Here is a 22,874-nt window from a genome sequence, read left to right on the forward strand (position 1 = left end):
ACTGATCGCAACCTTTCAGGCGCCCCCAGCCCGTCTACCGCGCAGCAGCAGCGAAGCCAGCGCGCAGCCGGTGAGCGCCAGGCACGCCAGGAAGAACGCGTCGCTGTAGGCCATCAGGTAGGCCTCGCGACGGACCGTCGTCGCCAGCATTTCAAGCATCTGCTGCGGATGGGCCAGCCAGGTCTGCTGGCCGATCCGCTCTTGTACGCCTGCGGAAAACACCGTCACGTGCTCATGAATACGCTCGCTGTGCACCCGCTCGCGGGTGGCGACGATCTGCGTCAGCACCGCCGTGCCAATGGCGCCGCCGAGGTTGCGCAGCATGGAGAACACCGCCGAAGCCGAGCCCGCCTCGCGTTTGTCCAGCCCGGCGACCGCCAGCACCGACAGCGCGACCATGATGAACGGCTGGCCAATGCCGCGCACCACGGTCGAGGGGATGATCACGTTGTCGGCGCTGTCGGCCGTGAGGCTCGCACCCAGCCAGCAGCCCAGCGCCATGATCAGAAACCCGCTGGCGACCATGAACTTGGCGCTGGTCCACTGCATCAGCCTGGGCATCAGCGGCGCCAGCAGCAGTTGCACCAGGCCGTAGGCGATCAGCGCCACGCCCACGTCGCGGGCGCTGAAACCCTGCAACTGCGACAGGTAGTTGGGCACCAGGAACACCAGCCCGAAGGTGGCCGCGCCGAAGATGAACATCGCCACGCTGGCCACGCCGAAGTTGTAATGCCCCAGCAGCCGCAGGTTGATGAAGGCGCGCGTGCCCAGTAGCTGGCTGAGCACGAACACCACCAGGGCGATACCCGCCATCAGGCTCATGCCGAGGATGTAGGAGGAACTGAACCAGTCCAGACGGCCACCTTCCTCCAGCACGATCTGCAGCCCGCCCAGGCCCAGCACCATCGCCGCGATGCCCAGCCAGTCGCCCTTGCGCAGCAGTTCCAGGCGCAGCGCACGGGCGTCGATGGACCAGGCGATGGCTGCCAGCAGCGCCACCCCGGGAATCAGTTGCAGGTAGAAGATCCAGCGCCACGAGTAGGCGTCCGTCAGCCAGCCGCCCAGCGACGGGCCGGCGGCCTGGGCCACGCTGTTGGCCAGGCTGAACAGCGCCATGCCCATGGGCATGCGGCTGGGCGGCAGCTCGGTGATGATCAACTGGAACGACAGCGGAATCAGCACCGCCCCCGCGGCGCCCTGGATCACGCGCAGGAGGATCATCGCCTCCAGGTTCGGCGCCCAGGAGCAGGCCACCGAGGCCAGCAGGAAAATGAACGAGCCGGTCCACATCACCCGGCGCAGGGCGAACACCTCCACCAGCCAGGCGGTCAGCGGGATCATGACGATTTCCGCCACCAGGTAGGCCGTGGAGATCCACGAGCCTTCCTCGAAGCTGGCGCCCAGCGAGCCGCGGATTTCCGGCAGCGCCGCGCTGGTGACGTGCACGTTCATCCCGGCCATGAAGCAGCCCAGCAGCCCGCCCAGCACCGCCACCCAGGCGCGCAGCGAGACCGTGCGTTCAGTGCTCATCGCCAGGCTCCGCGCGGGTATCGACGCTGGTCAGCACCGACATGCCGGGCAGCAGGGTGATGCCCTCGGCGGGGTTGTCGAGCAGGATACGCACGGGAAAGCGCTGGACGATCTTGGTGAAGTTGCCGGTGGCGTTGTCCGACGGCAGCAGGGCGAAGACATTGCCCGAGGCCGGCGAGAAGCTGGCGACCCGGCCATGCAGGCGCGCCTCGGAAAAGCTGTCGACGCGGATCTGCACCGGTTGTCCGGGGCGCATACGCGCCAATTGGGTTTCCTTGTAGTTGGCCACCACGTAGGCCTGCTGCACCGGCACCACTGCCAGCAGCGGTTGGCCCGGCACCACGTATTGACCGGCACGCACGCGGCGCTGGCCGACCACCCCGGCGATGGGCGCGCGGATCAGCGTGTCCTGCGCGTCCTGCTCGGCCAGCGTCTGCCGCGCCTGGGCCTGGACCAGCGCCGCCTGCTGCTGCTCGAACACTGCGCCCGCCTCGGTGGCGCGCGCCTGGACCATGGCCAGGGTCGAGCGCGCCTCGCGCCACGCCGCCTGCGCGCCTTGCCAGCTGGCCTCGGCCTGGTCCGCACTGGCACGGGCGCTTTCCAGACGCTGGGCGGTCGCGGCGTGGTCGCGCACCAGGCCTCGATAGCGCGTGAGGTCCAGCGCACTGCGGCGACGTTCGGCGGCGGCACTGCGTTGCGTGGCCTCGGCCTTGAGGATCGCCTCGCGCTGCTGATGGATGCCCTCGGCGGCGATCTGCTGTCTGGCCTTGGCGACGTTCAGCGCGGCCTGCGCTTGCGTCACCGCCGCCTGCGCCTGGTCGAGACGGGCGCGGTAATCGTCGCTGCGCAGCTTGACCAGCACGTCGCCGGCGTGCACCGGCTGGTCGTCTTCGACCATGACCTCGGCCACATAGCCGGCCACCCGTGGGCTCAGGGCCACCCAGTCGGCGCGCACGTAGGCATCGTCGGTGGTTTCCAGATAGCGCCCGGTGCTCCACCAGTGGCCACCGTAGGCCAGCACGGCGAGGCCCGCCAGGCCGGCCGCGCCGGCCCAGAACAGGCGGCGACGGGCGGCCTGACGCTTGGCATGGGCGGTGGCAAGCGCATCGTCAGGGGCTACGGCAGTGTTCATGGTCGCACGTCCATTTCGGTGGTTTGCCAGCGCCCGCCAAGGGCGCGGAACAGGTTGACCTGGGCCTGGGCCAGGCGACCGCGCGCCAGCACTTGCGTGGCGCGCAGGGTGATCAGCTCGCGTTCGCTGTCGAGCAGGGCGAGGCCGTCCAGGCTGCCGGCGCGGTAACCGGCGTCAGCCAGGGCGTAGCCGCGCTGGCTGTGCTGCAGCGCCGCCTCCAGGCCCTGCACGTGGCGTCGTTCGCCGTCGTAGCGAGCCAGCGCCTCACGCACCTCCTTGAGGGCGGCCAACGCCACGCTGCGGTAGTGCGCCACTTGGCCGTCGGCCAGCGCCCGGGCCTTGTCGAGGCGGGCGCGGTTGGCCTTGAGGTTGGGAAACTGCCAGCTGATCAGCGGGCCGATGGCGAAGGTCATGGCGCGGCTGCTGCCGAGCCGATGCAGGTGTGAGTCGGCGGCGGTGAATGCGGCGCCGAAGCTCACCTGCGGATACAGGTCGGCCTGGGCGATGTCGATCTGCAGCCTGGCAGCGCGCAGTTCGCGCTCGGCCTGACGCACGTCGGGGCGACGTTGCAGCAGGTGCCAGCCATCGCCCACGGGCAAGGGCGCGGACAGCGTGGGAATGACCGTGCAGCGATCGAGCGGGCGGGCATCGGCCTGGCCGCTGAGCAAGGCCAGCTCGAAGCGGGCGATCTGCTGCCGGGCTTCGAGCATCGGCATGTGCGCGCGTACCTGCTCGCGCAGGCCCAGCAGCCGCTCGCTGTCCAGTTGGGTGGTCACGCCGGCCTGCACTTGGCGCTCGCTCAGGCGCACGCTGCGTTCGAGCGAGTCCAGGGACTGCCGGGCCTGGACCAGGCTGGCGCTGGCCACGCAGTGGTCGAGGTAGGCGCGGGTCGTCTGGGTGGCCACTTGCAAGCGCACCTGTTCGAGGGCGGCGCGGCCGGCCTGGGCCTGGGCGCGTGCCCGTTGCAGGCTGGCCTGCACTTGGCCCCACAGGTCGAGCTGGTAAGCCAGTTCGATGCCGGGGCTGAACTGCCACTGGCTCGGCGCGTGGCGGTCGTTGACCTCGGCCAGGGTCTGCTCGTCGCTGCGCTTGCCGTAGGTGGCGCCCAGGGTCAGCTCGGTCGACGGCCAGCGTCTTGAGTCGATTTCGCCAATGCCGGCCAGCAGGGCCTGGACGTTGGCTTCGGCCTGGGCCAGGTCCTGGTTGTGCGCCAGGGCCTGCTCGACCCAGCGGTTGAGCTGCGCATCGTCGAACAGCGCCCACCAGCGTTCGGGCAACGGGCGTTGCTCGAGACCGGCTGGCAGATCACGCCATGGCCCGTCCGGTATCACGGCAGGCGGGTCTTGCGGCGCAGGTGGCCCGGCGCAGGCGGCGAGCAGGACGAGCGCGCCAAATGTAAGCCCACAGCGGGCAGGGTGGCGCAAGGGAAAAGGTGGAAACATCGCATCGGTCGCTTGAAAGGTCGTGCTGCAAGCTTAAGGAGCCCGACCCCCAGGGTGCTGTCGCCAACGGGACAAGTCCGCGCGCGCTAAGGACAACCTGAGGCTCAGCGATCCTGCGCCTGCGCACCGCCCAGCACGCCAAGCTGCCAGTCGCTGGGTGCATGCCCGAGAATGCGTTTGAACATGGCGGCAAAGGCGCTGGCGCTCTGATAGCCATGCTCCAGCGCCACGGCCAGGATCGGCCTGCCAGCGGCCAGGTGCTGCTGACTGAGCATCACCCGCGCCCGCGCGCGCCATTCGCCGCAGGACATGCCCAACTCGCGCTGAAACAGCCGCGCCACGTTACGGGCGCTCATGTTCAACTGCGCACCACAAGCCTTGAGGCTCAGTTCCTGGGAAGGCTCTTCGAGGAAGCGCTCGCACCAGGCGCGCAGACGGGCATGCTCGGGCATCGCCACGAACCCTTCGACGCGCCGGGCATGGGCCAGTTCACGGCGGATCAGCGCCCGCACATGTTCGCCTTCCTGCGCGCCGAGCATGCGCGAAGCAGCGAGGATCAGCTCGCGCAGCAGCCCCGATACCACGATCAGTTGGCAGCGCTCGGCCTGGCCGTCGAGCAGCAGCGTGCGCAGGCATACCGCGCCTTGCATGTGCAGGGCGTGGCTGACCCCGGCCGGCACCCACAAGGCGTGTCCGCCGGGAATCACCCAGTTGCCGCGTTCACTGCTCACGCGCATCACGCCGCAGGCGGCGTAGAGCAGTTGATCTTCGGCGTGACAGTGGCTGGCGATGTGTTCGCCAGATCGGTAGTCCATCTCCAAGGCTTGCATGCGCGGGGCTCCAATTGATTGGATCCAATCATACGTGGGCGTAGCGCGCATGGCTTGCTAAGAGTGGTGTGGATTTGAGATCAATCGCCTCTGTGTGCCGTCCCTAGCGCTCATGAGGGTGAATTATTGCGTGATCAAGGCAAGTTCAAGCAGGTTGTGTGGCATCGCTGTTGCTCACGTGGCGCCCAAGCACCAGCACGGTGACGAAGCCGCAGCCGACCAGTGCCGTGGCCAGGCTCAACAGCATCGGGCTGCCGAACTGATCGACGATGCGCCCACCGAAGAACGAACCCAGGGCGATGATGACCTGGAACATCGCCACGAACAGCGGCATGCCGCGCTCCACGTCCTTGGGCGCGACCACGAACATCCAGATGTTGGCGCAGGCTGGAAACGCGCCGAAGGCGAACCCCCACAGGGCAATCAGCATCAGCGCACCGGTCAGGCTGGTGGCAAATGTGGGGAACAGCGCGGTACTGGTGCCGATCAGCAGGGCCACCAGCAGCAGGGTGTAGCGCACGCTGCGGCTGGCGGCATAGCCGGCGAACAGGTTGCCGATCACCCCGGCCACGCCATAGAGCAGCAGCAGGGAGCCGATGGTCGGCCCGTCGAAGCCGGCGCGTTCCTTGAAGAACGGCGCGACGTAGGTGTAGGCGGCGAAATGCGCCAGGCCGATCAGCAGCACGGCGATCAGGCCCACCCGCGCCAAAGGATTGAGGAACAGGGCCGGCAGGTCGCTGACCCGAATGGCCTTTTCCGGGGTCAGCCGTGGCAGCAGGAATACCTGGGCCAGCAGCACCGGCACGCCCACCAGCGCCGTGACCAGGAAGGTCATGCGCCAGCCCATGAGGCCGCTGAGCCAGGTGCCCACCGGCACCCCCAGCACGGTGGCGAGGGTCACGCCGGCCATGATGATCGAGTTCGCCTGGCCGACGCCGACGCCCCGTGGCGCCAGGCGCCCGCTCAAGGCGATGGCGGTGGCCCAGAAGCCGCCGATGCTGATGCCCAGCAGCACGCGGCCGAGCAGCAGCAGATTGAAATCGCTGGCGTAGGCCACCACGGCGTTGGCCACGATCATGTTGAACGTCAGGCCTACCAGCAGGTAGCGGCGATCCAGCGCGCCGATGCTCACCGACAGCAACGGCGCAGCGAGGGCAGCCATGATGCCGGGCAGGGTCACCATCAGCCCGGCGTGACCGGCGCTGATACCCAGGTCGGCGGCGACATCGTTGAGCACACCGACCGGGAGGAATTCGCTGGTCACCAGGGCAAAGGCGCCGACGGCCACCGAGAGGATCGCCAGCCATTGCTGGAGCAGGCTTTGTTGCGCATGTTCGGGACGGCCCTGATGGGCCGGGTTCGGGCTTGGCATGATGCAGATTCCAAGAAGAGGTCGCCTGGGGCAGGCGAGTGAGGCGGGGAAAATGAAAGGCGATTATAGGAGGGCCTGCGGCCTGCTCCATAAGCAGGCCGTTCGATAGTGATCATCAGTCAGATCGATGGATCGCGCTGCGCGACGATGCTCACCATCGTCGCCAGCAACAAGCCGAAGTCTTTACCGACGCAAGACGACAGCATCAGAAGTAGTACGGGAATTTCAGGCTGAAGGTGAAGTCCGGCGCGTCCTCGGTGAGGCCGATCGACAGGTTGGGCACGATGGTCAGGTGATCGCTGGCCGCCAGGGTCATGCCGACGTTGAAGTAGGTCGCGTTGGCGTCGCTGCTCTTGACGTCGGCCCAACTGTCGCCGGTTTCCGCGGATTTGATCCGCGAGCGCTTGGTGATCAGGTCCGAGACCGAGAACGACATCGACATCTTCTCGTTCAGCGCAAAGGCCACACCGGCCCCGACCTGGAAACTGTCGCCGATCTTCACCTTGCCCGGCACTTTCTGGTTGAGTGTGGAACTGACGTCGCCGAACGATTCCTCGAAGGTATGGGTATACGACAGGCTGCCGAACAGCACCGCCGGGTCGAAGGTCTTGACCAGCGAAATGCCTGGGCTGATCGACCACACGCCGTTGCCAGTGGGCAGGTCTTCGGGGTAGCTGAGGCTGTCGTTGGCAGTGTCGCGGCGCAGCTTGATGCCGAACGGGTCTTTGCCGGTCGGCGCCTTGACGCGCAGGCTGAACACCGCATCCGGGGTGTTCTCGGACTCGTCGAGGAACTTGTAGGCGACCCCGAAGTTGACGTCGCCCAGGGTCGGGTCGCGGGTCACGCTGCGTTCGGAAATGCCTTGGGCGTTGTTGCCGACGCCGCCGGACTGGTAGGTCGATTCGCGGTAGATGATCGGGGCGTTGACGTCGAACTGCCAACGGTTGTCCAGGTTGTAGCGGGCGGTGAGGTCCAAGGTCCAGTTGTCGGCCTTGATCCGGTCCAGGTTGATGTTGCCGAGGAAGATCGAGTCCAGCGCCAGGAAGCCGTTGAGGATCAGTTGGCGGGTGTCGTAGCGGGCATAGCTGATGCCGGTTTCGACGCTGAAGCGGCCGCCGCCGAAGAATCCGCTGGCTTCGTCGTACAGGTTGGAGACGCTTTGCGCCGGCGCCGAATCGTCCTTGAGCGATTCGCCATAGGACGCGCCACTGGCGCTGCCGGTGCTGCCGGTGCTGCCTGCAGCGGCGATCGCCTGGTTGTTGCGCGGCGCTGAAGCCGGTGAGCGGGTCAGGCGCTTGGGAGGCGGCGCTGCCGGTTGCTCCTCGACCTGGCGCACGCGCTGCTCCAACACCATCAGCGCTTGTTGCTGCGCGTCGTAACGCTGCTTGAGCGCGGCCAATTCAGCCTTGAGCGCTTCCACCTGGGGATCGTTCGCTGCATACAGCAGCGACACCGGCAGCAAGGTTCCCAGGCACACAACTGCCCCCAACGACAACGATCGATGCATATGTCAGCCGTCCCTTCCAACCCCGTTGATTGAAGCGAAGCGTAGATCAGTATCCGGTGACTCGAAGGCCTTTGAGTTGGTCGAGATTGCAGTTCAAAGCGCCCGAGGACGGCAGGTTGTCGCGCAGCACCACATTGAGCTGGGTCAGGTTGCTGACGGCGTTGTTGCCACCGAGCAAGGTGGTGGCCTGGAGCATGCCGCCATTGGCCAGGCGTTGCAGGCTCTGGCCCTGGTTGTCATTGGCCTGGATGGCCATCTGGATGCCGTTGCCGCTGTTGGAGACGCTGAGCGTGCCGGCCGCATTGCTGTTGCTCAGCGTGGTGCCGGCAGGCAGCGGCTGGCCTTGGGGCAGGGCGGCGTCGCCCACCTGGCTGGCTTCGCGGACAGTGATCGCCACGTCGTTGTAGGCACTGTTGTTGTCCCCGGCGGCGCGCACCGACTGGATCACGCCCTGGGTGCCGTTGAGCACCCCGGCGCCACCTTCCACTACACCGTTGCCGTGGGTGGGCAACTGCCCGGTGCCTTTCTCGCCGGTCATGGACACGTAGAACTGCGGCTTGATCACGTTTTGCTGCACCTGCAGGCGGGTGGTCGCGCTGATGCGGTCGCCCGCGGCGTTCTGCCAGGTGCTGCTCATGACGATGCCGAAGCTGATGATGCGCCCCGGCATCACGTATTTGCCCCGCAACTGCGCCAGTTCCTGGTCCTTGACCTCGACGGGCTTGAACACCTGTGCGTGGACGGGAAGGCTGGTCGCCAGGCAGGCGGCGACCAGCCAGTTGATCGTCTTCATCGCTGCTCCCGGGGACTTGGCGCCCCTTGTGTTGATGGTCAGAAGAAATCGCTCTGGATGAAACCGAACTCCATCAGTTGCGCGTCCTCGACCGGGTAGAAACCGTCGATGCGCCGCTTGGCGGTCAACGGCGCCGGAGGGTCGAGCAGGGCATTGGCCTTGTCGTAGCCGGGGCCGATCACGGCGAAGATGATGCCGTTCCAGCCTTTGCGGAAATCCTCGAGGGTGTAGCGCTTGTGGCCCAGCACCGGATCGCCGATGTAGACCCAGCCCCTGTCGATGCGCTGTAGCACCACGAAGTGCTTGTAGCCGCGAATGTCCATCAGCACGATCACCGGGATACTGAGTTTATCCAGGGTGTCGGCTTCGATTCGGTAGCCACGGGCGCGCATGCCGATGCTTTCGACGTAGCGCTTCATGTCGAGCATGGAAAAGCCCTGGACCTTGACCGTGTCCTGGTCGGAGTGGGCAAGCATGCCCTCGATCACCTGGTGTTCATCGACATCGAGCCAGTAGGCCTGCTTGAGCACCGTGGCCAGGGCGGCGGCGCCGCAACTGAAGTCGGTCTTCTGCTGCACCAGGTCGGCGAAGCGGCGTTCGCGCAGGCTCTGCACCGGCTTGTAGACCAGCGTGCCGCCGGGCAGGGCGGCGATGGGCATCTGCGTCGCTTCGGCGTGGCCGGCAAGCAACAGCAGTGTGGCAATCAGCACAACGCGCATGACGTTCTCCACCGCATCCACACACGCAAAGGGGCCCCGCAGGGCCCCGTACCACAGGCGTTACATGCAGGCTTTGCACCCTGCGGCGATGGACAGCGAGTTGGTCTGCTGGTTGCCGACACCCGCCGAGACGTTGGCGCCGACGTTGCCCGAGACGTTGTTCAGCGAGTTGTTCAGGTTGGCGTTGTTGGTGACCGGGTTGCGCCAGCCGGTGGGGGTCAGCACTTGGTAGGAGGCGACGCCGGCCAGGTCGAACGTGCCTTCTTCGTGGAGTTTGACCGGGCTCTTCTCGACGCGGGTGTTGCCATACCAGTCGCGGCTGCTCTGCTCCACATAGCCGGAACCGGTGCCTTTGTAGGTGCCGGTGGATGAGTAGCTGGAGTTGAGGGTTTCGGTGCTGTAGGTACGGTCGGCCTTGTTGTCGACGCTCAGGCCGCCGACGCTCTGGTTGGCTGCGCCGGTGGCGGCGGCGACACGACCGCCGGACACGGCGATGGCCAGGTTGTTCTTCTGCTGGTTGAAGTCGCCGGCACTGACGTTGACGCCGATGTTGCCGGAGCTGCCGTTGGCCGAACCGTAGAGGTTGGCGTTGTTGGTCGCGGAAAGGTTCTTGACGGTATTGCCGGTGTTGCTCTGGGTGGCCTGGGACATGGCCACGGCGCTGCCGAAGATGAACTTCTCATCGGCGGTGGCGATGGCGGCGACGTTGTCCTGCTGGTTGCCGGTACCGGCCGCGACGTTGGCACCCAGGTTGCCTTGGGAGCCGTTGGCCGAGTTGTCCATGCGCGCGTCGTTGCGAGTGCCCTGATTGAGCGACCGGTTGCCGGCGTTGCTCTGGGTGTCGAGCACGGTGGCGGCAGAACCGGCATTGGTCAGCAGTGAGCGCAGGCTTTCCTGGCCGGCGTTGCCAGTCGCGCTTTCGTCCGCCTGCGCCGCCACTGCCATGACCGCAGCGAGGGCGAATACCAGAGGCTTGAGTGCCATTTTAGGTTTCATGGTGTTTCTCCGCTTGTCGTTTGGTTGTCGAGTGTTGGGCTGTATCGAGGGTCAATCCGCGACCCGGACGCTCAGGGTGTTGGCCATTCGGTTGCCCACCCCGGCGCTCTGATTCAACTGGACCACGCCACGGCTGCCGGTGAAGGCCTGATCACTGGTCGTGACCAGGCGACTGCCGGGTGTGCGATCCGTTGCCTCGGAGCTGTTGGCCAGCGCGACGTTCTGCTGGCTGAGAATGCTGTCGTCGATGCCTTGCGGTGCGGCGCTGATGCTGATGCGCACGGCGTTGGCCTGTTGCGTGGCGGCGCCGGCCGCCTGGTTGATGCCGAGCATGCCGTTGCCTTGGCTGAAGGCAGCGCCGTCGATCCGTACTTGGGCATCGTGGCTGGCATCGGCGCGCGCATTGCTGCGCTGGTCGATCTGCGTGCGCGCCTGGCCCTGGGTGCCGATGGCGATGGCTTTCACCGTGGCCTGCTGCAGGGCATGTCCGGCGGCCTGGTTGATGTCGAGGTTGCCCTGGTAAGCGCGCCCGCTGCTGTCGAGGGTGGCGTTGTCGATCACCGGCGCGGCGGCCAGCGCAGCGCCGCTCACGGCCAAGCCGAGACACACAAGGCACAAGCTGATGCTGCGCATGTCATTGGCCTCGGGTCAGGATTTGCAGGGGCGCCAGGCCACGCTGGACGTTCTGGTTCACCGTGCCGGCCAGGCTGCCGGTCGCCGATGCGCCGGCACTGGAGCCGCCGGCCATGCCCGGCAAGGGCGATGAATGGCCACCCAGGCCACGTAGGTTGTTGCCATTGTCGGGCAGCAGTTCGCGGCTGACGCGGGTGCCACTGGCCACCTGGGCGAAGTCGCCGTCGGACAGCTCGTTGGTCTGCGCTTGTATGCGCGCCGAGGGGTTGGTATTGACGGTGGTCGGGTAGGGGTCTGGGGTGCCGGTGCGGCGGTCCGCCTGGCGGGGCTGGACATCGCGAGTCAGCACCACCACGCCGTTGCCCGCCGCGAAGGCGGGGAGCGTACAGGGGATGGCCAGGAGTCCGGCCAGCGCGAGCAGTGCAGGTATTGTTGTGTGCTTGATCCCCACGGCATCACTCCTTTGCTGTGCGCTGGCCTTTGGGCGTTGCGCGAACAGAGGGAGCGAAAGCCGTGCCGCTTTTGGCTTTACCCGCGAAATCAGGTACTTGAGCGGTGCGTTCGATGACAGGGCGGTGACGCTGTCTCACGGTCGAGACAGCGAGGGCGGCAGCAGAGCTGGTAACGCGCTCAGCAGCGCCAGGTGGCCGGGTGCTGCGTGTGTATCACCACTGATACAACTGCCGTGGGCGCGTCGAAAGGCCTTGAACGGTGCGGATTTGCGAGGAGGGAGCTGTATCGCCGACTTAACAGTCGAGCAGTGCCGCAACCGCCGTGAAGGCTTCCTCGCGGCGGTGCGACCAGTCGCCGCCGATCACTTTGAAGGGCTGGTTGTGCGAGCGCAGCCAGAGCAGGCTGTCGTCGAAGAACGCCAGGCGCTCTTCGAGCCGCGGTTGGCAGCGCTGACCGTCGGCGATCCACTCCACGCCTTCGGGGCTCAGTAGCAGGTGCAGGTCGTAGTGGCGTTGCAGCAACGCCTGCTCCAGCCAAGTCGGGCAGTCACCGAACAGCGCGCGGCTCCAGAGCAGGTTGCTCAGCAGGTGGGTATCGAGGATCAGCAGCCGCGGGGCCTGGGCGCGCGCCTGATCTTCCCAGGCCAATTGCCCCTGGGCGATGGGCGCAATATCGGCGTAGCAGGTGTCGCGCTGCTCGACATCGATGAAATGGCGCACGTACTCGCCCACCGTCACGCCGCCGAAGCGTCGTTGGATCTCGCCGCTCAGCCAGCTCTTGCCGCTGGACTCCGGGCCGCACAACACCAGAACCTTCATATGCTCGCCAGCGCCGGGTCGCGCCGCCACGCCATCCAGCCGCGCACGGCGATCACGGTGAACAGGGCATAGAGTGCCGCCGTCAGGTACAGGCCCTTGTACAGGAACAGGCCGACGAAGATCACATCGACCACGAACCACAGCGCCCAGCACTGCAAACGCTTCTGCGCCATCCACACTTGCGCCACCAGGCTGAAGCCGGTGAGCGCCGCATCCAGCCAGGGTTGCGCGGCATCGGTCCAGTGCGCCATGGCGGCGCCCAGGGCGATGCTGGCCAGCAGTCCCACGCCCAGGCCGCGCATGAGTGTCGGTGTATCCAGGCGCGAGACCTGACGCGCCTCTTCGACTCGATCAGGGCGTGTCCACTGCCACCAGCCGTACAGGTTGAGCACGGCGTAGACCAGTTGCAGGAGCATGTCCGAGTACAGCTTCACGTCGTAGAAGATCCAGCTATAGAGCACCACCATCACCAGGCCGATCGGCCAGCACCAGATGTTCTGCCGGACGGTGAGCCAGACAGCAATGACGCCGAGCACGGCGGCGAACAGTTCGAGGCCGGACATCGGCGCTCCTTGGGGAGGGGAAAGGGCGCGATTGTAACCTGCAAATGCGTAGCCGGTAACGGGCGCGTCGGGCCTGGCAATAAGGAGGCGTTCACCCGGTTGGCGGCTGCAAGTGAGTCAGGCGAGGCGTGACCCACTCCCTGCTTTGGCTGAAGGCGATTCAGACCCTGAACTGGCGCAGCAATTGTTCGAGCTCCTCACTCAGGCGGGCCAGTGCCGTACCGGCGTCGCTGGACTGGCGCGCGGCCTCGGCGGTCTGCTGGGACAGGCCGGCGGTGTCGAGCACGTTGCGGTTGATCTCCTCGACCACATGGGTCTGCTGCAAGGTGGCGCTGGCAATCGAGGTGTTGAGCGTGGCCAGGGTGTGCAGCGCCTGCTCGATGGCGGTCAGCCGGCTGCCGGCCTCGCGGGCCTGGGCGACGGTCTGGCGCGAGGCCTCGCTGCTGGTGTCGATGGCCTTGACCGCCGCGTCCGACTGACCTTGCAGGTGCTCGATCATGGTCTGGATCTCGGCCGTGGACTGAGCCGTGCGCTGGGCCAGCAGGCGCACCTCGTCGGCCACCACGGCAAAGCCGCGACCCTGTTCGCCCGCCCGTGCGGCTTCGATGGCGGCGTTCAAGGCGAGCAGGTTGGTCTGCTCGGCGATCGAGCGGATCACTTCCAGTACGCCGCCGATGCGCGTGCTGTGCCCGGCCAGGTCGCGAATCACGCCCTGCGCCTGGTCGATGGTCGCCGACAACCGGTCGATCTGCTGCAGGCTGCCTTGAATCGCCTGCTGGCCCTGGTCCACTTGTTCCTGGGCGGTGCGCATCTCGCTGGCGGCCTGTTCGGCATTCTTGGCCACGTCCTGCACCGCGTAGGTCACTTCATTGACCGCAGTGGCCACCTGGTCCATCTGCAGCGATTGGCTGGCGCTGTGCTGCTGGGCGCTGCCGGCGTTGTCGCCGACCTGCCCGGCAGTCTGGGCCAGGGCATGGGCGGTGCCTTGCAACTGTCCGATCACGCCCTGCAGCTTGCCGTTGAAGCGGTTGAAGTACTCGCCCAGGTGGGTGATCTCGTCGCGGCCGTGGGTGTCCAGGCGCCGGGTCAGGTCGCTTTCGCCGCTGGCGATGTTACCCATGGCCTGCACCGCTTCCTGTAACGGACGGGCGATGCTGCGGGCGATCAGCCACACCAGCAGGCCCATCAGCGCGGCGATCGCCAGCCCCAGCAGCGAGGCGTCGCGCACCTGGCGGGCGAACTCGGCCTGGACGTCGTCTACGTAGACCCCCGAGCCGATGATCCAGCCCCAGGGTTTGAACAACTCGATGTACGAGGTCTTGGCCACCGGCTCACTGGCGCCGGGCTTGGGCCAGTGGTAGTTGACAGGCCCCGCGCCTTTGGCTTTGGCCAGGCTCACCATTTCGTTGAACACGGCGAAGCCGTTCGGGTCGCGGATCGCCGAGAGGTCCTGGCCGTCGAGCTTGGCATTGACCGGGTGCATGATCATCTTTGGCTGCAGGTCGTTGATCCAAAAATAGTCGTCCTTGTCGTAGCGCAGCCCGCGCACCACTTGCAGCGCCTGCTGCTGGGCGCTTTGCCGATCGAGCGTGCCGGCGGCTTCCAGGCCTTGGTAATAGGCCAGTACGCCCACGGCGGTCTCCACCACGTGGCGGGTCTTTTCCGCCTTGGCCTGGTACAGGTCGCCGTGGATCTGGCGCAGCAACAGCAGCCCGAGCACCAGCAGCATGGCCAGGGACACCAGCAGGATCAGCCATAGACGCCGGCTGATCGACATCGATCTCAGTGTGTTCATCGAAAGCTCACTCCATTGCGTTGTTCTTTTTATACGAGCGACATCCAACCACGGTTGGCGTCCGGCAACCCAGTCGACCAACGTCGGGCGACCTTCCCTGTTGCATCCCGCACGCGCCTGCGCACGGGTCTCTGTTAGGATCTCGGCCGCGCAAGATGAAACCTTTAGTCTGCGCGAACTTTTTCGCTGGCGTCCGGACCAACAGACGCTGTAAAACAGCGACGCCGCGCGGGCGGTGCACATCTGTAATGGAAAAAAACTAGGATGCCGCCAACGAGCGGTATTCATTTGGGGGAGTTGATGGATTTTTGGAGTGCCTTTCAGGCAATCATTCTGGGTGTCGTCGAGGGCCTGACGGAGTTTCTACCGATTTCCAGTACCGGTCACCAGATCATCGTGGCCGACCTGATCGATTTCGGCGGCGAGCGCGCAATGGCGTTCAACATCATCATCCAGCTCGGCGCCATTCTTGCCGTGGTGTGGGAGTTTCGCAGCAAGATCTTCCAGGTCGTGCAGGGCCTGCCGACGCAGCCCAAGGCCCGGCGTTTCACCGCCAACCTGCTGATCGCCTTCATGCCGGCGGTGGTGCTCGGCGTGCTGTTCGCCGATCTCATCCATGAATACCTGTTCAACCCGATCACCGTGGCCGTGGCGCTGGTGGTGGGCGGTGTGATCATGCTCTGGGCCGAGCAGCGCGATCACCGCATCGCGGTGGAGCATGTCGATGACATGCGCTGGAGACACGCCCTGAAAGTCGGCCTGGTGCAGTGCCTGGCGATGATTCCGGGCACCTCGCGCTCGGGCTCGACCATCATCGGCGGCCTACTGTTCGGCCTGTCGCGCCAGGCGGCCACCGAGTTCTCGTTCTTCCTGGCGATGCCGACCATGGTCGGGGCCGCGGTGTACTCGGGCTACAAGTACCGTGACCTGTTCCAGCCGGCCGATCTGCCAGTCTTCGCCATCGGCTTCGTGGTGTCGTTCATCTTCGCCATGATCGCGGTGCGCGCCCTGCTCAAGTTCATCGCGCATCACAGCTATGCGGTGTTCGCCTGGTACCGCATCGCCTTCGGCCTGCTGATCCTGGCGACCTGGCAGTTCGGCTGGGTCGACTGGGCGACGGCGCACGCCGGATGAAACGTGATCCAGCCGCCCCCCGGCCTGGCCCTGGTCGGGCTGGGGAGGGCGCTGTGCGCTACCTGCGCCTGAAATTGTTGGTGTTGCTCGGCCTGTGCCTGCTGCCAGGTGCAGGTATCGCACGCATGGCCTGGAGCGGGCAGTCCTGGCTGCCGTTGGCGCTGTACCCCCTGGCCAGCCTGGTGTGCCTGGCACTGTACTGGCAGGACAAACGCCAGGCCCGCCAGTTGGGTCGACGCATCCCGGAAAAGGTGTTGCACGCCAGCGAACTGCTGGGCGGCTGGCCGGGGGCATTGGTGGCCCAGCAACTGTTTCGCCACAAGACACGCAAGGTGTCTTACCAGGTGGTGTTCTGGGGCATCGTGGTGGTGCACCAGGCAGTGTGGGCGGATTATCTGTGGCTGGGGTGGCTGGGGCGTTGAGGGGGGCTGACCAACTGCTCTGTACTCACTCGATCACCAACCCCACCTGCAACCGCTTGGCCAAGCGCCGCACCACCAGTTGGTGCGAGCGTCGCAACAAGTCGGTCAGTTCTTCGCGGCCAATGGCGTAGGGCGGCATCACGCTGATCCAGTGAGCCCGCGCCAGGTAGGGGGCCGGCCGCACGCCGGGGCGGTCGCAGTAGCCGAGAAAGAGTGCGTCGTCCACTTTGAACGACAGGCCGGCGCCCGCCAGGTCTTGCACGGCGAACATCTTGTTGCCTGCCACCGAGAACACCCGCACTCCGCCCCATTTGTAATCCTCCTGTGCTCCGGGCAGGCTCAGGCAAAAGGCCGCAGCCTGTTCGGTCGTCAAGTGTCGCTCAGACATAGCGCTCTCCACAGGCCTCGAACGAGGCCGCCAGATGATCGATCCATACCCGCACCGCCGGCAGCACGCCGCGTCGATGGGGGTAGACCGCTTGCAGGAACCCGCCGGGCAGCGACCAGTCTGGCAGCAGGCGGACCAGTTCGCCACGCGCCAGCTCCTCTTCGCAGTACATGCTCGGCAGTGCGGTGAAACCAAGGCCCGCACAGGCCGAGGCCTTGCGCACGATGAAGTCGTCGATGGCCAGGCGCGGTTCCAAGGCGATGTCCTGCGCCTGGCCATGGGGCCCGATCAGACGAAAGTGCACCAGCCGATCGGCTTCGGCGGCGCCCAGCACCGGCAGGCTCAGCAACTGCGAGGGGTGCTCAAGGCCGACGGCGAAACCCGGCGCGGCCACCAGGTGCATGCGCGCCTGGCGCAGGCGGCGGGTGGCCAGGGCCGGGTCTTCGTCGCCCACGTCACGCACGCGCAAGGCAACGTCGATGCCTTCGGCGATCAGGTCGACGCGGCGATTGAGCAGCACCATGTCCAGTTGCACCTGCGGATACTGCTGCAGAAAACGATTGATCACCGGTGGCAGGAACGCGTGCGCCAGCGCCACCGGCGAAGACACCCGCAGCCGCCCGCGCGGTTCGCTGGTCATGCTGGCCACCGCTTCGTCGGCCATTTCGGCCTCCAGCAGCATCGCCTGGCAATGGTGCAGGTAGCGCTCACCCACGGCGGTCAACTTCAATTGCCGCGTGGTGCGCTGCAACAGGCGCGTGCCCAGGCGCTCCTCGAGCTCGGCGATGCGCCGTGACAAGCGCGATTTGGGAATGCCTAATTGACGGCCGGCCGCAGCGAAGCCCCCAGCTTCGACCACGCGGGCGAAATAGAAAAGGTCATTGAGGTCTTGCATGTTCGGTCCCACCGTTCCACCAGTGGAACAAACTAATGCACTTTTGCTCACTATTCACCTATTCAACCCTTCTGTAGCATCCTGCCCATCCTGATCGCCTCACTGCGCGGTCGTCATTCACAGGAGATTCCCATGAAACTGTTGCACATCGACTCGAGCATCCTGGGCGACAATTCCGCCTCCCGTCAGTTGAGCCGCGAAGTGGTCGAAGCCTGGAAAGCGGCCGACCCGAGCGTGGAAGTCACCTACCGCGACCTGGCGAGCGATGCCATCAGCCACTTCTCCGCCGCGACCCTGCTGGCCGCCGGCACCGCCGAAGAAGCCCGCGACGCCGCTCAAGCCCATGAAGCACGCCTGAGCGCCGAGACGCTGGCCGAGTTCCTGGCGGCCGACGCCGTGGTCATCGGCGCGCCGATGTACAACTTCAGCGTGCCGACTCAGCTCAAGGCCTGGATCGACCGCGTGACCGTCGCCGGCAAGACCTTCCGCTACACCGAAGCCGGTCCCGAAGGTCTGTGCGGTGGCAAGAAGGTGATTCTGGTGTCCACCGCTGGCGGTCTGCACCAAGGCCAGCCGACCGGCGTCGGCCACGAAGAATTCCTCAAGGTACTGTTCGGCTTCCTGGGCATCACCGATCTGCAGATCGTCCGCGCCGAAGGCCTGGCCTACGGTCCTGAGCAGCGCAGCTCGGCCATCGCCGCCGCACAGGCGCAGATCGCCGGCGAACTGTTCGCCGCCTGATTCAGCGCTGCTGAAAAAGCCGGCTGTCGTGGCGCACGACAGCCGGCTTTTTCATGGATCTTTCATCTGCACCCACGCGCTGCGCTTCTATGCTTGTGCTACTCGTCCACCTCCAGGGGAGAGCCGCTGCGATGAAGACCCGTGCCCTGTTGACCCTGATCCTGCTCGGTGGCCTGCTGGCCCGCGCCGACGCTGCGCCCTGGGTGGCCGGCCTGCATCGTCTGGCCCTGAGCGACCCGCTGGATGCCCAGCCCATGCAGGCACTGGTGTTCTACCCCAGTAGCGCCACGGCGCATCAGACGCGTATCGATGGCTATACGCTGCGCGTGGCCGAGGAAGCGCCGGTGGCCCTGGGGCAATTTCCGCTGTTGGTGATCTCCCACGGCAACACCGGTACGCCCGTGGCGTTGCATGATCTGGCCACGTCACTGGCGCGCCAGGGTTTCGTGGTGGTGGCGGTGACCCATCCCGGCGACAACCTGCACGATCACAGCCGTCTTGGCACCCTGAGCAACCTGTATGGACGCCCGCTGCAGGTGAGTGCCGCGATCAGCGCCGCACGTGCCGACACGCTGCTAGGGCCGTATCTGAACCCCGGCAAGGTCGGTGTGATCGGCTATTCGGCCGGTGGCGAGACCGCGCTGATCCTCTCCGGCGCCCGACCAGACCTGGAACGCTTGCGCAACTACTGCCTGGAGCGGCCGTTGGACGCCGATGCCTGCAAGACCCATGGCGTGCTGATCTCCGATCGCAGCGAGCTGGCGCCCCAGGCCGATCCGCGAGTCGGGGCGGTGGTGCTGATGGCCCCACTGGGGCTGATGTTCGGTCGCCATGCCCTGGCCAATGTGCAGGTGCCGGCGCTGATCTACAGCGGCGATCAGGATCAACTGCTGGCCGTGGAGCGCAATGCCAGCGCCCTGGCGCGCAAGCTGCCGGTCACCCCCGATTACCGTCTGCTCTCCGGTGCTGGCCATTTCGTGTTCATGGCGCCGTGCGACGACGAGCAACGCCAGCGCATGGCCGTGCTGTGCAAAGACGCCGATGGCGTCGATCGGCGCCAAGTGCACCGCAGCCTGCAAAGCGAGACCGCCGCCTTCTTCAGCCAGGCACTGGGCGCCCCAGAGCCGGCCGAGCGCTCGGCGGCAGTGGGGGATACGCCGTAGCGCATCGCTTGAACCGCACGCTGAACCGGGGTACCGTCGTCGTCCGTTTACGCGAAGGAACGCCCCATGCAAGGCAAGGCTCGCAAGGTCGTCCAGGCCATCCTCTATGAAATCATCGCCGTCGCCTGCGTCGCGCCCGCGCTGGCGCTGATGTTCGAGACCAGCATGGCCCATTCCACGGTGCTGTCGGTGCTGATGTCCGGCATCGCCATGAGCTGGAACATGGGCTACAACTGGGCCTTCGAGCGCTGGGAAGCGCGCCAGGCACAGCGTCGCCGGACCTGGCTGCGGCGCCTGCTGCACGCGTTGGGCTTCGAAGGCGGGCTGGTGCTGATCCTGCTGCCGCTGGTGGCGTTCTGGTTGGACATCAGCCTGTGGAGCGCTTTGCTCACCAACCTGGCGCTGTTCGTGTTCTTCTTCGTCTATGCCTTCGTATTCCAGTGGGGCTTCGACAAGGTCTTCGACGTGCCGCTGTCCGCCCAGCAGCGCGCGGCGGAGTGTTGACTTCCTACGAGTTGGCGGGATAAGTTCCTACCCCATGAATACCTCCCTGCCAGCGCGCACCTTCGGCCTGATCATTATTACCGCCATCATCGGATTGGCGGGCTAGCGCGCACTGGCACCGAACCCGCCCTGGAGGCGGGTTTTTCTTCTCGACTCCTGGGCACGTGAAACCACCCAGGAGTCATCGATGAGCAATCTCAGCGTCAGCCCCCGTACCGCCGTCACGCCCCAGCAACTGCTGTCGGAGCAGGTGCGGCGCATTCTTGCGGCGCCCGTGTACGACCTGGCCATCGAAACACCGCTGCAGCCCGCGCCGGCACTCTCGACGCGTCTTGGCAATCAGGTGCTGCTCAAGCGCGAAGATTTGCAACCGACGTTCTCCTTCAAGATCCGCGGTGCCTACACGCGGTTGTCGCGCCTGTCCCAGGCCGAACGCGCGCGTGGCGTGATCACCGCCTCGGCCGGCAACCATGCCCAAGGTGTAGCCCTGGCGGCGGCGCACCTGGGCATGGTCGCGACCATCGTCATGCCCACCACCACGCCGGAGCTGAAAATCGCCGGTGTGCGCGCCCGGGGTGGCGACGTGGTGCTGCACGGCGACAGCTTCCCCCACGCCCTGGCTCACGCCTTGCGCCTGGCCGACGAGCAAGGCGCGACCTTCGTGCCGCCGTTCGACGACCCGGAGGTGATCGCCGGGCAGGGCACCGTGGCCATGGAAATCCTGCGCCAGCAGCCGGGTGCGCTGGACGCGATCTTCGTGCCGGTCGGCGGCGGTGGGCTGATCGCGGGCATTGCCGCCTACGTCAAGTACCTGCGCCCGCAGGTCAAGGTGATCGGTGTCGAACCGCATGACGCCAACTGCCTGCAAGCGGCGTTGGCCGCCGGGCAGCGTGTGGTCCTGCCCCAGGTCGGCAGCTTCGCCGACGGCGTGGCGGTGGCCCAGGTTGGCGCCCATTGCTTCGAACTGTGTCGGCATTTCGTCGACGAGGTGATCAGCGTCAGCAGCGACGAGCTGTGCGCCGCGATCAAGGACATCTACGACGACACCCGCTCGATCACCGAGCCGTCCGGCGCGCTGGCCGTGGCCGGGATCAAGAAATACGTGGCGCGCGAGGGCGCGCGCGGGCAGACCCTGGTGGCCATCGACTCCGGCGCCAACGTCAATTTCGACCGCCTGCGCCATGTGGCCGAACGCGCCGAACTGGGCGAGCAGCGCGAGGCGGTGATCGCCGTCACCATCCCCGAGCGCCCCGGCAGCTTCCGGGCCTTCTGCCAGGCCCTGGGCCGGCGCCAGGTGACCGAATTCAACTACCGTTGCCAGCCCGGCAAGCCGGCCCGGCTGTTCGTCGGTGTGCAGACCCACCCACAGCACGACCCGCGCACGGGGTTGCTCGACAGCCTGCGCGAGCAGGGCTACGAGGTGCTCGACCTCACCGACAACGAGTTGGCCAAGCTGCATGTGCGCCATACCGTCGGCGGGCATGCCGCGCCGCAGACCCAGGAGCGGGTGCTGCGCTTCGAGTTCCCCGAGCGCCCTGGAGCACTGCTGGGCTTTCTCGAACGGTTGGGCCGGCGCTGGAACATCAGCCTGTTTCACTACCGCAACCACGGTGCAGCCCAGGCGCGGGTGCTGGCGGCGCTGCAGGTGCCGGACGATGAGCAGGCGACCCTGCCGCAGGCGCTGCAGGCCATGGGTTACGAATACTGGGATGAGACCGACAACCCGGCCTACCGCCTGTTCCTGGGCTGACGCCGGCCGCTCATCGACGCTTCCCAGCGTCGATGACTGGGCAGTCACGGACATTGTCCTGGATCAACATCCGGGCGCGAAAAGCGGAGGATGCTCGCCGCCAGAGAGACAACAACCAGAGAGAGGAACTCGGCCGTGAGCAGCACATTCTTCATTCCAGCGGTGAACATCATGGGACTCGACTGCCTGGGCGAGGCCATGACGGCCATCGCCGGCTACGGCCTGCGCAAGGCGCTGATCGTCACCGACGCCGGCCTGGCCAAGGCCGGGGTGGCCTCGCGTATCGCCAGCTTGCTGGCCGAGCGCGACATCGACTCGACGATTTTCGACGGCGCCAAGCCCAACCCGAGCATTGCCAACGTCGAAGCCGGCCTGGCGCTGCTGCAACGCGAGCGCTGCGACTGCGTGATCTCCCTGGGTGGCGGCTCGCCGCACGACTGCGCCAAGGGCATCGCCCTGTGCGCCACCAACGGCGGCCACATCCGCGACTACGAAGGCGTGGACCGTTCGGCCAAACCGCAACTGCCGCTGATCGCCATCAACACCACCGCCGGCACCGCCAGCGAGATGACCCGTTTCTGCATCATCACCGACGAAGCACGCCACGTGAAAATGGCCATCGTCGACCGCAACGTCACGCCGATGCTGTCGGTCAACGACCCCGCGCTGATGGTCGGCATGCCCAAGGGCCTGACCGCCGCCACCGGCATGGATGCGCTGACCCACGCCGTCGAAGCCTATGTATCGACCGCTGCCACGCCGATCACCGACGCCTGCGCGCTGAAGGCCGTCACCTTGATCAGCGACAACCTGCGCCAGGCGGTGAATGACGGCCAGGACCTGCAGGCACGGGAAAACATGGCCTACGCCCAGTTCCTCGCCGGCATGGCCTTCAACAACGCCTCGCTGGGTTACGTGCACGCCATGGCCCACCAACTCGGTGGCTACTACGACCTGCCGCACGGGGTGTGCAACGCGGTGCTGCTGCCCCATGTGCAGCGCTTCAATGCCCAAGTCAGCGCAGCGCGTCTGCGTGACGTGGCCAAGGCGATGGGCGTGAAGGTGTGCGGCATGACCGAGGCGCAGGGCGCCGATGCCGCGATTTCAGCCATCGAGCAACTGTCGGTGGCGGTGGGCATTCCGGCTGGTCTCCAGGAACTGGGCGCCAAGCGCGAAGACGTGCCGGTGCTGGCCAGCAACGCGCTCAAGGACGCCTGCGGCCTGACCAACCCGCGCAGCGCCAGCCAGGCGGAGATCGAGGCGATTTTCGCCGCAGCATTCTGAGACGCTGTGT

At 66.3% G+C, this 22,874-nt stretch carries 23 protein-coding genes and 1 pseudogene; 7 read left to right on the forward strand and 17 right to left on the reverse strand.

Going from position 1 to position 22,874, the window contains the following annotated elements:
* Window positions 1-15: 15 nt before the first annotated feature.
* The 15 genes and pseudogenes from NJ69_RS06970 to NJ69_RS23130 form a co-directional block, all read right to left on the reverse strand.
* Window positions 16-1,530 carry a DHA2 family efflux MFS transporter permease subunit gene (locus NJ69_RS06970; protein ID WP_039577472.1) on the reverse strand — a complete coding sequence of 505 codons (1,515 nt, stop codon included), beginning with the start codon at window positions 1,528-1,530 and terminating at the stop codon, window positions 16-18.
* A complete protein-coding gene (locus tag NJ69_RS06975; protein ID WP_039577474.1) occupies window positions 1,520-2,662 on the reverse strand; it encodes an HlyD family secretion protein in 1,143 nt (380 codons plus the stop codon). Before NJ69_RS06975 ends, NJ69_RS06970 begins: the two co-directional genes overlap by 11 nt.
* Entirely contained in the window at window positions 2,659-4,104 is a 1,446-nt protein-coding gene (locus NJ69_RS06980; protein WP_080754727.1) for an efflux transporter outer membrane subunit, read from the reverse strand. The genes NJ69_RS06975 and NJ69_RS06980 overlap by 4 nt, the downstream gene beginning before the upstream one ends.
* 104 nt (window positions 4,105-4,208) lie before the next feature.
* A complete protein-coding gene (locus tag NJ69_RS06985) occupies window positions 4,209-4,934 on the reverse strand; it encodes an AraC family transcriptional regulator (RefSeq protein ID WP_039577476.1) in 726 nt (241 codons plus the stop codon).
* A gap of 145 nt (window positions 4,935-5,079) precedes the next feature.
* The gene (locus NJ69_RS06990; RefSeq protein ID WP_039577478.1) at window positions 5,080-6,306 is read right to left on the reverse strand and encodes an MFS transporter; all 1,227 of its coding nucleotides are present in this window, start codon (window positions 6,304-6,306) and stop codon (window positions 5,080-5,082) included.
* Window positions 6,307-6,511: 205 nt separating this feature from the next.
* Entirely contained in the window at window positions 6,512-7,813 is a 1,302-nt protein-coding gene (locus NJ69_RS06995; RefSeq protein ID WP_039577480.1) for a transporter, read from the reverse strand.
* A gap of 46 nt (window positions 7,814-7,859) precedes the next feature.
* Window positions 7,860-8,606: a hypothetical protein gene (locus tag NJ69_RS07000; protein WP_039577482.1), complete on the reverse strand. Its 747-nt coding sequence runs from the start codon at window positions 8,604-8,606 to the stop codon at window positions 7,860-7,862.
* A gap of 38 nt (window positions 8,607-8,644) precedes the next feature.
* Window positions 8,645-9,325 carry a C39 family peptidase gene (locus NJ69_RS07005; protein WP_029614381.1) on the reverse strand — a complete coding sequence of 227 codons (681 nt, stop codon included), beginning with the start codon at window positions 9,323-9,325 and terminating at the stop codon, window positions 8,645-8,647.
* Between the two features lie 60 nt (window positions 9,326-9,385).
* Window positions 9,386-10,321: a hypothetical protein gene (locus tag NJ69_RS07010; RefSeq protein ID WP_029614382.1), complete on the reverse strand. Its 936-nt coding sequence runs from the start codon at window positions 10,319-10,321 to the stop codon at window positions 9,386-9,388.
* A 51-nt stretch (window positions 10,322-10,372) separates the two neighbouring features.
* Window positions 10,373-10,954 carry a hypothetical protein gene (locus NJ69_RS07015; protein ID WP_039577484.1) on the reverse strand — a complete coding sequence of 194 codons (582 nt, stop codon included), beginning with the start codon at window positions 10,952-10,954 and terminating at the stop codon, window positions 10,373-10,375.
* Window position 10,955: 1 nt separating this feature from the next.
* Window positions 10,956-11,405: a hypothetical protein gene (locus NJ69_RS07020; RefSeq protein WP_155290523.1), complete on the reverse strand. Its 450-nt coding sequence runs from the start codon at window positions 11,403-11,405 to the stop codon at window positions 10,956-10,958.
* 295 nt (window positions 11,406-11,700) lie between these two features.
* Window positions 11,701-12,225 (reverse strand): AAA family ATPase, encoded by a 525-nt coding sequence (locus NJ69_RS07025; protein WP_039577486.1) that lies wholly within the window; start codon window positions 12,223-12,225, stop codon window positions 11,701-11,703.
* Window positions 12,222-12,788 carry a nicotinamide riboside transporter PnuC gene (gene pnuC, locus NJ69_RS07030; RefSeq protein WP_039577487.1) on the reverse strand — a complete coding sequence of 189 codons (567 nt, stop codon included), beginning with the start codon at window positions 12,786-12,788 and terminating at the stop codon, window positions 12,222-12,224. The genes NJ69_RS07025 and pnuC overlap by 4 nt, the downstream gene beginning before the upstream one ends.
* A 160-nt stretch (window positions 12,789-12,948) precedes the next feature.
* Entirely contained in the window at window positions 12,949-13,683 is a 735-nt protein-coding gene (locus NJ69_RS23125; protein WP_369811563.1) for a methyl-accepting chemotaxis protein, read from the reverse strand.
* A gap of 138 nt (window positions 13,684-13,821) precedes the next feature.
* A pseudogene (locus tag NJ69_RS23130) lies at window positions 13,822-14,871 on the reverse strand (cache domain-containing protein); the annotation flags it as partial.
* Window positions 14,872-14,883: 12 nt separating this feature from the next.
* Here NJ69_RS23130 and NJ69_RS07040 point away from each other — a divergent pair.
* Complete coding sequence (locus NJ69_RS07040) at window positions 14,884-15,717, forward strand: undecaprenyl-diphosphate phosphatase (protein WP_039577491.1); 834 nt, start codon at window positions 14,884-14,886, stop codon at window positions 15,715-15,717.
* Window positions 15,714-16,139 carry a DUF1294 domain-containing protein gene (locus NJ69_RS07045; RefSeq protein WP_052192028.1) on the forward strand — a complete coding sequence of 142 codons (426 nt, stop codon included), beginning with the start codon at window positions 15,714-15,716 and terminating at the stop codon, window positions 16,137-16,139. The genes NJ69_RS07040 and NJ69_RS07045 overlap by 4 nt, the downstream gene beginning before the upstream one ends.
* A 25-nt stretch (window positions 16,140-16,164) precedes the next feature.
* Here NJ69_RS07045 and NJ69_RS07050 read toward each other — a convergent pair whose 3' ends face one another.
* Entirely contained in the window at window positions 16,165-16,527 is a 363-nt protein-coding gene (locus NJ69_RS07050; protein ID WP_039577494.1) for an MmcQ/YjbR family DNA-binding protein, read from the reverse strand.
* A complete protein-coding gene (locus NJ69_RS07055) occupies window positions 16,520-17,422 on the reverse strand; it encodes a LysR substrate-binding domain-containing protein (RefSeq protein WP_039577497.1) in 903 nt (300 codons plus the stop codon). The genes NJ69_RS07050 and NJ69_RS07055 overlap by 8 nt, the downstream gene beginning before the upstream one ends.
* Window positions 17,423-17,554: 132 nt before the next feature.
* On the opposite strand from NJ69_RS07055, the gene NJ69_RS07060 reads away from it, so the two are divergent.
* The 5 genes from NJ69_RS07060 (at window position 17,555) to yiaY (ending at window position 22,864) form a co-directional block, all read left to right on the forward strand.
* On the forward strand, window positions 17,555-18,163 hold the full coding sequence (locus NJ69_RS07060) for an FMN-dependent NADH-azoreductase (RefSeq protein WP_039577502.1): 609 nt from the start codon (window positions 17,555-17,557) through the stop codon (window positions 18,161-18,163).
* A 131-nt stretch (window positions 18,164-18,294) separates the two neighbouring features.
* The gene (locus tag NJ69_RS07065) at window positions 18,295-19,326 is read left to right on the forward strand and encodes an alpha/beta hydrolase family protein (protein WP_039577505.1); all 1,032 of its coding nucleotides are present in this window, start codon (window positions 18,295-18,297) and stop codon (window positions 19,324-19,326) included.
* Between the two features lie 66 nt (window positions 19,327-19,392).
* Entirely contained in the window at window positions 19,393-19,830 is a 438-nt protein-coding gene (locus NJ69_RS07070; RefSeq protein ID WP_039577507.1) for a PACE efflux transporter, read from the forward strand.
* Window positions 19,831-20,017: 187 nt separating this feature from the next.
* Complete coding sequence (gene ilvA, locus NJ69_RS07075) at window positions 20,018-21,580, forward strand: threonine ammonia-lyase, biosynthetic (protein WP_039577509.1); 1,563 nt, start codon at window positions 20,018-20,020, stop codon at window positions 21,578-21,580.
* Window positions 21,581-21,715: 135 nt separating this feature from the next.
* Window positions 21,716-22,864, forward strand: a complete 1,149-nt coding sequence (gene yiaY, locus NJ69_RS07080) for an L-threonine dehydrogenase (protein ID WP_039577513.1) — start codon at window positions 21,716-21,718, stop codon at window positions 22,862-22,864.
* The last annotated feature ends 10 nt before the right edge of the window (window positions 22,865-22,874 follow it).

Origin of the sequence: Pseudomonas parafulva (assembly GCF_000800255.1) — a bacterium.
Classification (GTDB): Bacteria; Pseudomonadota; Gammaproteobacteria; order Pseudomonadales; family Pseudomonadaceae; genus Aquipseudomonas; species Aquipseudomonas boreofloridensis.

Coding starts and splice junctions, on each gene's coding strand:
- NJ69_RS07055 (WP_039577497.1), bottom strand. CDS start 17,422: ATGCAAGACCTCAATGACCTTTTCTATTTCGCCCGCGTGGTCGAAGCT.
- pnuC (WP_039577487.1), bottom strand. CDS start 12,788: ATGTCCGGCCTCGAACTGTTCGCCGCCGTGCTCGGCGTCATTGCTGTC.
- NJ69_RS06990 (WP_039577478.1), bottom strand. CDS start 6,306: ATGCCAAGCCCGAACCCGGCCCATCAGGGCCGTCCCGAACATGCGCAA.
- NJ69_RS07065 (WP_039577505.1), top strand. CDS start 18,295: ATGAAGACCCGTGCCCTGTTGACCCTGATCCTGCTCGGTGGCCTGCTG.
- NJ69_RS07070 (WP_039577507.1), top strand. CDS start 19,393: ATGCAAGGCAAGGCTCGCAAGGTCGTCCAGGCCATCCTCTATGAAATC.
- NJ69_RS07060 (WP_039577502.1), top strand. CDS start 17,555: ATGAAACTGTTGCACATCGACTCGAGCATCCTGGGCGACAATTCCGCC.
- NJ69_RS07005 (WP_029614381.1), bottom strand. CDS start 9,325: ATGCGCGTTGTGCTGATTGCCACACTGCTGTTGCTTGCCGGCCACGCC.
- NJ69_RS07025 (WP_039577486.1), bottom strand. CDS start 12,225: ATGAAGGTTCTGGTGTTGTGCGGCCCGGAGTCCAGCGGCAAGAGCTGG.
- NJ69_RS06985 (WP_039577476.1), bottom strand. CDS start 4,934: ATGCAAGCCTTGGAGATGGACTACCGATCTGGCGAACACATCGCCAGC.
- NJ69_RS07040 (WP_039577491.1), top strand. CDS start 14,884: ATGGATTTTTGGAGTGCCTTTCAGGCAATCATTCTGGGTGTCGTCGAG.
- NJ69_RS23125 (WP_369811563.1), bottom strand. CDS start 13,683: ATGGACCAGGTGGCCACTGCGGTCAATGAAGTGACCTACGCGGTGCAG.
- NJ69_RS07045 (WP_052192028.1), top strand. CDS start 15,714: ATGAAACGTGATCCAGCCGCCCCCCGGCCTGGCCCTGGTCGGGCTGGG.
- NJ69_RS07000 (WP_039577482.1), bottom strand. CDS start 8,606: ATGAAGACGATCAACTGGCTGGTCGCCGCCTGCCTGGCGACCAGCCTT.
- NJ69_RS06975 (WP_039577474.1), bottom strand. CDS start 2,662: ATGAACACTGCCGTAGCCCCTGACGATGCGCTTGCCACCGCCCATGCC.
- NJ69_RS06980 (WP_080754727.1), bottom strand. CDS start 4,104: ATGTTTCCACCTTTTCCCTTGCGCCACCCTGCCCGCTGTGGGCTTACA.
- NJ69_RS06995 (WP_039577480.1), bottom strand. CDS start 7,813: ATGCATCGATCGTTGTCGTTGGGGGCAGTTGTGTGCCTGGGAACCTTG.
- NJ69_RS07015 (WP_039577484.1), bottom strand. CDS start 10,954: ATGCGCAGCATCAGCTTGTGCCTTGTGTGTCTCGGCTTGGCCGTGAGC.
- ilvA (WP_039577509.1), top strand. CDS start 20,018: ATGAGCAATCTCAGCGTCAGCCCCCGTACCGCCGTCACGCCCCAGCAA.
- NJ69_RS07050 (WP_039577494.1), bottom strand. CDS start 16,527: ATGTCTGAGCGACACTTGACGACCGAACAGGCTGCGGCCTTTTGCCTG.
- NJ69_RS06970 (WP_039577472.1), bottom strand. CDS start 1,530: ATGAGCACTGAACGCACGGTCTCGCTGCGCGCCTGGGTGGCGGTGCTG.
- NJ69_RS07010 (WP_029614382.1), bottom strand. CDS start 10,321: ATGAAACCTAAAATGGCACTCAAGCCTCTGGTATTCGCCCTCGCTGCG.